At 67.3% G+C, this 5,066-nt stretch carries 3 protein-coding genes; all 3 read right to left on the reverse strand.

Annotated features, from left to right (window positions below; translation table 11 throughout):
* Nucleotides 1-399: 399 nt before the first annotated feature.
* A complete protein-coding gene (locus tag ACXJKH_RS14310; protein ID WP_457320217.1) occupies nucleotides 400-3,699 on the reverse strand; it encodes an autotransporter outer membrane beta-barrel domain-containing protein in 3,300 nt (1,099 codons plus the stop codon).
* 430 nt (nucleotides 3,700-4,129) lie between these two features.
* Nucleotides 4,130-4,771 carry a response regulator transcription factor gene (locus ACXJKH_RS14315; RefSeq protein WP_256775006.1) on the reverse strand — a complete coding sequence of 214 codons (642 nt, stop codon included), beginning with the start codon at nucleotides 4,769-4,771 and terminating at the stop codon, nucleotides 4,130-4,132.
* A 30-nt stretch (nucleotides 4,772-4,801) separates the two neighbouring features.
* The coding region (locus tag ACXJKH_RS14320; RefSeq protein WP_457320220.1) for an Hpt domain-containing protein at nucleotides 4,802-5,066 on the reverse strand (265 nt) is incomplete at its 5' end.

Genomic DNA, 5,066 nt, shown 5'->3' on the forward strand with positions numbered 1-5,066 from the left:
CTCCACCTCCCATGTGGAAAACCTGGCCCGGTGGCGCCGGCCGTTGGCCGGCAACCACGCAATCCTCCACCGCAGACCACGTGGACAATTAATGACCACGCGTGGAAACCCTTGCCGCGTACCGCTTACGCAGGGTTGTCCACAACAAACCCCCACCGCTTTGCCCAGGCGCTGTGGAAAACCGCGTCAGCACCTGGACAAAAAAACGCCACGCCCCGAAAACGTTGGCGTGGCTGGCTTGCACCGACTTGTCCACATCAAACCCCCACGGCTTTCCACGCGGGGTGTGGAAAAGCCACATGCGTGCAGGGGTGTGTTCGGCGTTGCGTGGCGCCGGCCAGCGGCCGGCGCTACCGGTGGCGCCCGTTTCCGGCCCTACGACCGGAAGCGGGCACGCCGTCACCAGCTGTAGGAAACGCCGAGCTGCGCGCTGGTATCGCGGTAGCCCTGACTGCCGGTTTGGTGCACTAGCTGGCCCCAGCCGCGCCAGCCGCCGGCGAAGTTCACCTGCACGCCTGCCTTGGCCTCGTAGATGTCGTCGGGCAGGTCGCGGCGGATCGACACGTCGTCGACCGCGATCGCCGACGCGTTGCCACCGGACCACCAGTTGACCGCGACGAACGGATGCACATCGCCTTGTTTTGGCGTCAGTGCGCGGGTGTACAGGCGTGCGCCCAGCCGGGTACTGGTACCGCCGGCGCGACGGCTCTCCACGGCGGTGCCATTGGCTTCGACCACGTTGTCGGCGTCGTAACGGTTGTGGACGACCTGCAGCTGCGGTTCCAGGTACAGGCCGCGATCGGCAGTGCGCTGCAGCGGCAACACGTAGCCGGCTTCCACCGAACCGCTCCAGTTGCGCGAACGGTAGCGTTCCTCGGCCAGGCCTTCGCCCTGCACGCGGTTGCGGAAGCGGCTGTACTGCACCCAGCTGTCCACATACGCACCCTGTTGCATGTCCGCGTCCTGCAACCAGGTGCCATACAGGCCAAGGGTGGTGCCGGTGACCACGCCGCGCGCGGCGTAGCCGGTCACCGTTGATACGGCATCACTGCTGGCGCGGCCATGGCCACCCATCAGCCCCAGCTGCAGCTGGCCGCCCACGTTGGCGGCCAGCGCATGTCCAATGCCGACCATGACGCTGTCTACGCGGCTGTCCACGCGGACCTGCTCGCCGGCGGCGTGCCGTTCCAGGTTGCTGCTGCGTACGTTTGCCCAGGCCAGCGCGCCGGTTGCATCCTCGGCGTGGACACGGGTGCCCGGATCGCCGGCACGGTCATGCAGGCTGTGCTRGAACATGCGCAGGGCGGCGGACTGGTTGGCCAGGTAGATGGCAGGCTCCGGGCGTTCGACCTTGGGGCCCGGATCCACCGGATCCACCGGATCGATCGGGTCGACCGGGTCGACCGGCTGGCCGGGATCGGGAGTGGCCGGATCCACCGGGTCGATCGGATCTACAGGTTCCACCGGCTCCACGGGATCTATGGGATCTACGGGATCTACGGGCTCCACCGGGTCCACCGGCGCCACATATTCCGAGCGCAGGTACCAGTTGCCGTCATCCGGCGTACTCACCCCGCCCTTGTACAGGAAGTAGTCGTAGGCACCGGCCACGGCGCGCCCCTGCAGCGTGAACTGCGCGTCGGACTGGCCGGCCACGCTGATCAGGCGGATGCCTTCGCTGGTGAGCGCGCCGGCGCCGCCGGCATTGTCCACCCGCACGTTCGCGGTGCCGCTGCTGTTGCCCTGGATCACCAGCGCATCGCCGGCCGAGCCATCATCGCCAAGCTGGCGATTCATCACCCACGTGCCGCCATTGCCAACGTAGTCGCCGGTAATGGTCAAGGTCTTGAAGTCGCCCCGCGTGGGTGCGACGAACGCGATCGTTCCGCCATGCTGCAGCGTCCCCACGGTGGAATCGCCGCGCAGGTTCCAGCGGCTGCTGTCATCCAGCGACAGCGACGCCACGTGGAAGCCGCTGTCGCCGCGCAGCGCGCCGGTCAGCACGCTGGCGTTGGCCAGCGCCATCTGCACGTTGGCGGTGGCGCTGTCCACCACCACATCGCCGGTCAGGCGGCTGTTGTCGGCGCTGAAGAGAATGTCCGAGGTCGCCACCGAGCTGCCATCGGTGAACACGGTATCGCTGACCCGCAACAGCCGGCCACCGTCCACGCTGCCGGCCTGGCGGGCAACCACGTCGGTGTTGTTGAGCGTCAGCGCATGATTGCTGCCCTGCAACCACAGCGCGGGGCCGTCTTCGGTCTGCAACTGGCTGTTGTTGAAGGTCAGGCGGTCCCAGTACGGGCCGAACACGGTGATGTAGGAGCGGTACGCACCGCTGCCTGCGCCCTTGGCATGAATGCCCAGATTGTCCGCGGTGAGCTGTGCGGTGTTCATCTGCACGATGCCGAACGCTGCATCGCCCAGCACGGTGATATGGCCGCCATCGAGCTGCACGTCGGCCGTGCTGCCGCCCAGGAACACGCCGCCACCGCCGTTGCCGTAGGTGGTGATGTCCAGATCGTTGGCGCGGATGCGCGAGTATGGCGTGGGCGGGTTGCTGCCCGACGCACGCAGGCCGTAGACGCCGTCACCGTGTGTGTCGATGCTGCCGCCGGTCATTGTCGCGGTGCCGCCCCAGACGTCCACGCCATGGCCGTAGCCGTTGGTGCCATAGGTGCTGATCACCGTATCGGTCAGATCGGCCAACGAGGCGGCGCTGGACAACCACAGCCCGGACTGGCCATCGCGCACGGTGAAATGTGCGCCGTTGGCGGTGAGCTGGCCCCATTCGTTGACGTTGACGCCGTAGCCGCCGGTGGTATCGAACGTTCCGCCGGTCACCTCGGCCGATGCGTGAATCCCGTTGGCCCGATTGCCGAGCAGGCGGATGCTGCCGCCGTTGGTGGTGGCGCTACCGCCGTTGATGCGCAGCAGGCCGCCGTTGTTGATGTCGAAGTAGCCATTGACCACATCGACATCGGTCAGCGACAGCACACTGCCCACGCCGTTGGAGGACAGCCGACCGCTGTAGCCGCTGTTGCCCGAGGCAAAGGTAAGCTGCAGCGCTTCCATCGCCAGCAGCGCGCCGCCCTCGGCAGACACGGCGCTGTCGCCACCGTTGTTGATTTCGGTGCCGGTCACGTGCAGCTCGCTACCGCTGCCGGTGGCGTACAGCGCATGCCCGCCACTGCTGACGCGGCCGCCGGTCAGCCAGACCTTGCCGCCGCCGGTGGCATTGACCGTGCCGTAGCCGGAGCCGTTGCGATATGCATCGATGACCAGGTTGTTGGCGCGGATCACGCTGCCCGCGCCGCTGGCATTCAAGGCATAGCCGACGCTGGCGCTGCCGTCGCCGRGCTGGATGTGGCCGCCCTCGATCTGCACGCTGCCGCCGGACATGGCGCCGATGCCGCTGCCGTTGCCGGTAACGCCCAGGTCCAGGTCGGTGGCGTGCAGCGTAGCGTCCTGACCCGTTACGGTCACCGCGTAGCTGCTGCCGGTGTGCAGCACGCTGTCACCGCTGGCCAGGTCGAGCGACTCGCCTGCGTTGACGGTGATCGGCACGGTGTAATCCAGCGCGCTGGCCGGCAGCGCCGCCAGCAGTGCCGCACCGAGCGCGATCCGGGTCGGCAGTCCGGCGCGGACCGCGCGCGTGGTCATGGACACCGTGCCACGCTGCCGCGCAAGTTCGGACACCACCTTGCAGCGTCCATTCACGGGGTCCCGCACCAATCGGTAGATTCTGTTCATCCTGGTTTTTCTCGTCGCAAGGCAGCCGTCCGGCGTACGCCAGACGGATCTGCAGACCATGTCGATCGCCATCCGGCGACCACCGTTGCGGCGTCACCGGCACAGGCCGGCAACGCCGCATGGCGACAAGGCGCGGGGGAGGGGGGCGGATGGCAGCGCCATCGCCACGACACGCCGGGGCGTGCATCAGGGGCGTCCTTGAAGCCGTACCGGCGCGACCACTGCGCAGCCGGTAAGCACAGGCTAGGCAGTGACTGCCACCGGAGACATCAGGCGATCCCTAAAGTACGCCGATGCCGGCAGCGTGGTTGGGCCGGCAGTCAGCGAATGCGACAGGCAGGCGCGGTATCCGCCGGCCTCGGGCAGGCCGCGCGCCTGCTCAGGTGAACAGGTCCGATGCCAGGCAGAAGGTGATCAGTTCCTGGTCGGTCTTGGCGCCCAGCTTGCGCATCGCGTTGACCTTCTGGGTGCTGACGGTCTTGCTGCTGCGGTTCAGTCGTCTGGCGATGTCGCCCACGCTCTGGCCGTTGGCGAACAGCCGGATCACCTCGAACTCGCGTGGCGACAGCAGCGAGGCCGAGGAGGCATCACCGGCCCCCGGCAGGGCCTCCTCGCGCGGCAGGTCCGGCGAGCGGTACACGCGCTGGGCCAGCACCGCAGACAGCGCGACGTTGAGTTCCTTCAGATCCCCACTCTTGCGTACCACGCCGCTGGCGCCGGCCCGGTACATCTCGGCGATGATCGAGGGATTGGAGACCATGGTCAGGATCAACACCTGGACATCGGGAAAATTGCGCAGCAGGTAGGAGATCAGCTTGATGCCATCGCCGAGGGCGTCATCGCCGGGCATGTTGTAGTCGGTGATGACGATGTCCGGTGCCAGCGTCTGCATCAACTCGACCAGTGCCGCCGGACTCTGTGCCTGGCCGACCACCTCCAGGCGCGGGTCGCGGTCGATGACATCGGAGATGCCGGCCAGCACGATCGGGTGGTCATCGGCAATGACGATCTTGGTCTTCATGCGTGTTCTCGGCACCGGCAGGAGCAAAACTCAGGGGACATCGGTGGCCTCCGGTGGCGAGCGTTCCAGCCGCACCAGCGCGCGTTCCAGTTCGATCAGGAAGGCCTGCGCTGCTGCGCTGCACGCCGCCACCGTCGCGCCGGCGGCGATTCTATCTTCGATCACCTGGGCAACGTCGACCAGGCGTTGCGCCGAAACCATCACCAACGCCCCGCGGATGCGATGCAGCATCTGCCGGATCTCGTTGGCCTGGCCGCTTTCAACCGCTGCCGACAGGCCCTGCAGGTCGCTGCGC

It is taken from the genome of Stenotrophomonas sp. P5_B8 (genome assembly GCF_054049855.1).

Coding starts and splice junctions, on each gene's coding strand:
- ACXJKH_RS14315 (WP_256775006.1), bottom strand. CDS start 4,771: ATGAAGACCAAGATCGTCATTGCCGATGACCACCCGATCGTGCTGGCC.